The organism is Calothrix rhizosoleniae SC01 (genome assembly GCF_900185595.1).
In the GTDB taxonomy this organism is placed as follows: Bacteria; Cyanobacteriota; Cyanobacteriia; order Cyanobacteriales; family Nostocaceae; genus Calothrix_A; species Calothrix_A rhizosoleniae.
On the sequence record NZ_FYBH01000127.1, the window covers coordinates 1 to 4,098 of the forward strand.

Here is a 4,098-nt window from a genome sequence, read left to right on the forward strand (position 1 = left end):
AGAGGGTACTAAAGTGACTACCTTTTATAATACTTTTCCAATCAACATCTACAGCATCACAAATTCTGATGAAATCATCTTCAGTAATTTCTAATTTTTGCCAAAATTGTTCTAAAATTTCTACTGAAGTATTGGAAGCTTGAACCCAACGTTCATCTAATTTTTCCCAATTTTTTTCCTCGTTATAGCCTGTTCAATTATTCCTAATCCATGCTCAGTAGCTTTAAGATTACGAGCTTTGGGTTCTTTAGATTCCGAAATTTCATTTTTTATCTGTTCAGGAACAGGCAAACTTATATCACCAACCCATGGCTGACTTTCCTCATCAACAATTTCTTCAAGCTGGGCTATTGCAGATTCCGAAATTTCATTTTTTATCTGTTCAGGAACAGGTAAACTTATATCACCAATCCATAGTTGATTTTCCTCATCAACAATTTCTTCAAGCTGGGCTACTGCTTCCTTCAAGTTGCGATAGAAAAAATTTTTCATTCCTTGAGAGTATAATAATAACGGCTGAAAACCTTCTTCAATAAGAGGCTCTGCCAAAGTCTCAATCAACGAAGCAAGCCGCAAAACCTCCCCCATATCCTCCTGCTGCACCCTCTCACTTAACCTCTGCGCCAACTCCCGCGCTACCTCATCCGGCTTAGTATATGCCAACGCAGTCCATTCCTGAGCTTGTGCTAAATCCCGCGTATCTGCATCATCATCCGTCAATCGCTGCGCCACATAATCCAGCAAAAACTCCCCCAACTCATCAAACCTTTCCTGTCCAAATTCCCCTTTCAATTCCCGCAACAATAAATTTCGGTCAGCAATATCCATCTCATACATCTCATAACCCACCTGCCGACACAACCGCGACAGCAAAACATGAGCAACCGCAGTCCAAGAGGCTGAGGGGACAAAATTTGCCCAAATCTGGTAAAGTAAATCAGGTGTCAGTACCAATGGAAACGCTGCATGACGAGCTAAATTGCGGTGTGCTTCCCCAAACTCCTGAGCAAACCCTTCCACTCTTTTTTGGGCGATTCGCATTTCCCGCTCCTTGTTTGTGGTAGGCATCAAATTACCTCAACTGATTCCCATCCAAAATTAAATATTATTCCACAGCCAATTTCTAAAAGCTTGAATTGCTTGAGTTCTACCAGAAATTTGACTCTGCTTGACGTATTGATTTACTAGCTCAATTATCGGTATACTAGGGAAAGTAGGACTAAAATTTGACTCTACATATTTTCCATTTTCCAAAACATTAATTTGTAAGCCTTGTTTTCCATATCGCCAAAGTTCTGGCACTCCCAATATTTGGTAATTATCTAACTTTGTACGGGAAGTCAAATCAATTTCTATGGCTAAATCTGGAGGTGGTTCGACACTCATATCGAGGCGATTTTTACCAATTACTGCTGCTTGATTTTGAATATAAAAACAGGCATCCGGTTCTACTCCCTGAGCCATGCGATCGCTTTTCAAAGTTGTTGAACCCAAAGACTCAAAAGCAATTTGTCGTGCTTCCAATAAAATTTTCACCATATCGCCAATAATTTCTTTAGCTTTTTCATGTTCTGGTAAGGGAACCATAATTTCTAAAAAACCATAACTATAGGAAATTCTGGCAGCACGATGTTCTCCCAATTCCGCTAAAATATTCTCAAATTGCTGCCAACTAACATCCTCAAGCAGTAATTGATGTCCCGGTTGAATCCTCAATTGTCTTAACTCTAATAGCATAAAGATTCATCCAATTCTTTGATTACAATATATCGACCCCGCAACACACTAATCGCCGCATTCATCCCCTGGAAACTCATCTCAAACATGGGCACAAAACGGGCAATTTCCCCAGCTGTAGTTTGCCCCCAGTATTCACTCGGCATGGGGTTGAGCCAAGCCAAATAACGCACCGATTGCTGTAACTCCTCAATCCATACCTTAGTATTATCAACCCGTTCCTGGTCAAAATTCCCCCGTGCTGCCCCCGCATCGCTAATAATTAATACCACTGCTCGTTTGCCCATTTCCTCCAATATTTCCGAAACAAGTTTGGCATCAAGCATTGCTGGATGACGGTACAAGTATTCATCCGGATAGTCGTGAAAATAAAATACATTAGTTATTCTCAACCGTCCCCCCCGTTCTGCTGTCTCCACCAACTGCCGTGATAAATCGTGAAACGGCACCATCGAGCCTTCTTGGTCAATTAATAACACCAAATCCGTGCGATTTATACGGGGTGGAATTAGTACAGGTTGCAGTAAAATACCCTCACGCCCAATTTTTGCCACCGTTGCTTCTAAATCTAACTCTGTGGGTACTCCTTGGCGCACCGGACGACGCAGATAACGCCAGCACTGCTTCATTTGTCGCTTGGTAACAGGGAAATACTCTGTTAACAGCATATAGCGGGGGCGTTTCATTTCTCTGTCGCTACGATTACTCCGCACCGCTTGTACTGCTTGCACGGGTTCGGGGGTGATGCTGGGATGTGTTTCTAAATTGGGTAACAGCTCATCAAGTGCAGGTTCTTCCATTGTTGGTGTTTCGACTGAGGAAGATTCATAATTTTCCGGTGTAAGTGAGTCAGAAATTAAACTGGATATGTCAGTATTGGAAGGAGTTTCATTTAAAGATGTTGGCGAATTTTCTTGTGTACTGAAATCAGAATTTACTGGAAGCGATTCGATTTGTTTCCACATCTCTCCAAATAACCGTCGAATGAGGCGATTTTCTTCCTCAGATTTTGCCCATAATATACAGCAAAGCTGCTCTAATTCCTCACGGTTACTAATTCCAAAACCTGCTTCTAAACTACGCACAACCACCAAATATTCTTCAACCCCCAACGGCAAACCATGTCGCTGTCGTAGGCTATTAAATATATCTAGCAGTGGTAGTTCTTCTAGTTTCATGATTGTTTTAAATACCGCAAATGGTCTTCCCACTTCTTCAATAAAACTTCAGGAAAAGGTATTTCTGACTGCAACTGCTTTAATACCTCATCTTTTGGAAATTCCCGCAACACTGCAAACCAATCTAACAACTCACTAGTGCTAACTTTTTTACCAACTTTCCCCTTCTCCATTTTTTGCCGCAATTCGCTAAAACGTTTCACCGCAGCTTGTACTAAATCAGAATTAGATTTGGGAAAATGAGACTGAACAATATTAGCTAATTGTGAATAGGGAAACTGAATATAATAAAACAAACAACGCCGCAGAAATGCATCTGGTAAATCCTTTTCATCATTGCTGGTGACGATAACAATGGGAGTGTAATTTGCTTTAACTTCTTCCCCCTTTTCTTCAATTGCAAACTGCTGTTCATCTAACTCTCGCAACAAATCATTGGGAAAGTCAATATCTGCTTTATCAATCTCATCAATTAACATTACAGTGGGTTTTTGATTGTTAAACGCACGTCCCAAGGGTCCCAACTTTATATAATTATCTAAATTCTTAATTTGGGAATTGCTTGCTTCTCCCATGGGAGCAAGTTGAGCATCGTGCAAGCGTCCTACTGCATCGTATGTGTAAAGTCCATCTTTTGCCCTACTTGTAGACTTAATATACCAAGCTTGGTAGGGTAAGCCCAATTCGTGAGCTACTGCTCGCGCTAAAGTCGTTTTCCCGCATCCTGGTTCACCTTTGAGTAATAAGGGACGTTTTTCAAGGAAAATGGCAAGGTTAACGGCTTTAATTAATTCTGGTGATGGTAGGTAAGGAGAAAGTCCATATTTTTGGCAATCCTGAAGTGAGATGGGCTTACCACTATAATATTGCTTGCCATTAGCGGTGAGTATGCTTGCTAAATCAGCCATCTCGCCAATCCTCCTTCCCAACTATGACCGCAAAAATCGCAAATTTCTTCATAAACAAACTCTGGGACACCGTTTTCTGTCCTTTCTAACAATATTTTTGATGTTAAACCTGCGGGTATTTGCATACTCTCCATCGCCATCACCATATCAATCCAATCATCGAGTACGTCTAGGGGAAATAGGCTGACAGGTGGTAAGTGTAAAGGTACACGTGGGTAATCTGGTTCATCAAATTGCTTTGCCAGTAGGATATTTGACTCACAAACACTGCCGCT

At 41.2% G+C, this 4,098-nt stretch carries 4 protein-coding genes and 1 pseudogene; all 5 read right to left on the bottom strand.

Translation table 11 applies throughout. The annotated features are described in order from the left end of the window. Window positions 1-156: 156 nt before the first annotated feature. Entirely contained in the window at window positions 157-1,068 is a 912-nt protein-coding gene (locus tag CALSC_RS07505; RefSeq protein ID WP_088240756.1) for a hypothetical protein, read from the bottom strand. Window positions 1,069-1,098: 30 nt separating this feature from the next. Beyond that, window positions 1,099-1,737, bottom strand: coding sequence for a Uma2 family endonuclease (locus CALSC_RS07510; RefSeq protein ID WP_088240757.1), 639 nt, complete (start codon window positions 1,735-1,737; stop codon window positions 1,099-1,101). Next, window positions 1,728-2,915, bottom strand: a complete 1,188-nt coding sequence (locus tag CALSC_RS07515; RefSeq protein WP_088240758.1) for a hypothetical protein — start codon at window positions 2,913-2,915, stop codon at window positions 1,728-1,730. The genes CALSC_RS07510 and CALSC_RS07515 overlap by 10 nt, the downstream gene beginning before the upstream one ends. Beyond that, window positions 2,912-3,823, bottom strand: a complete 912-nt coding sequence (locus CALSC_RS07520) for an AAA family ATPase (RefSeq protein WP_088240759.1) — start codon at window positions 3,821-3,823, stop codon at window positions 2,912-2,914. The genes CALSC_RS07515 and CALSC_RS07520 overlap by 4 nt, the downstream gene beginning before the upstream one ends. Beyond that, window positions 3,811-4,098: pseudogene (locus CALSC_RS07525) on the bottom strand (XRE family transcriptional regulator); the annotation flags it as partial. The gene CALSC_RS07520 and the pseudogene CALSC_RS07525, both read right to left, overlap by 13 nt.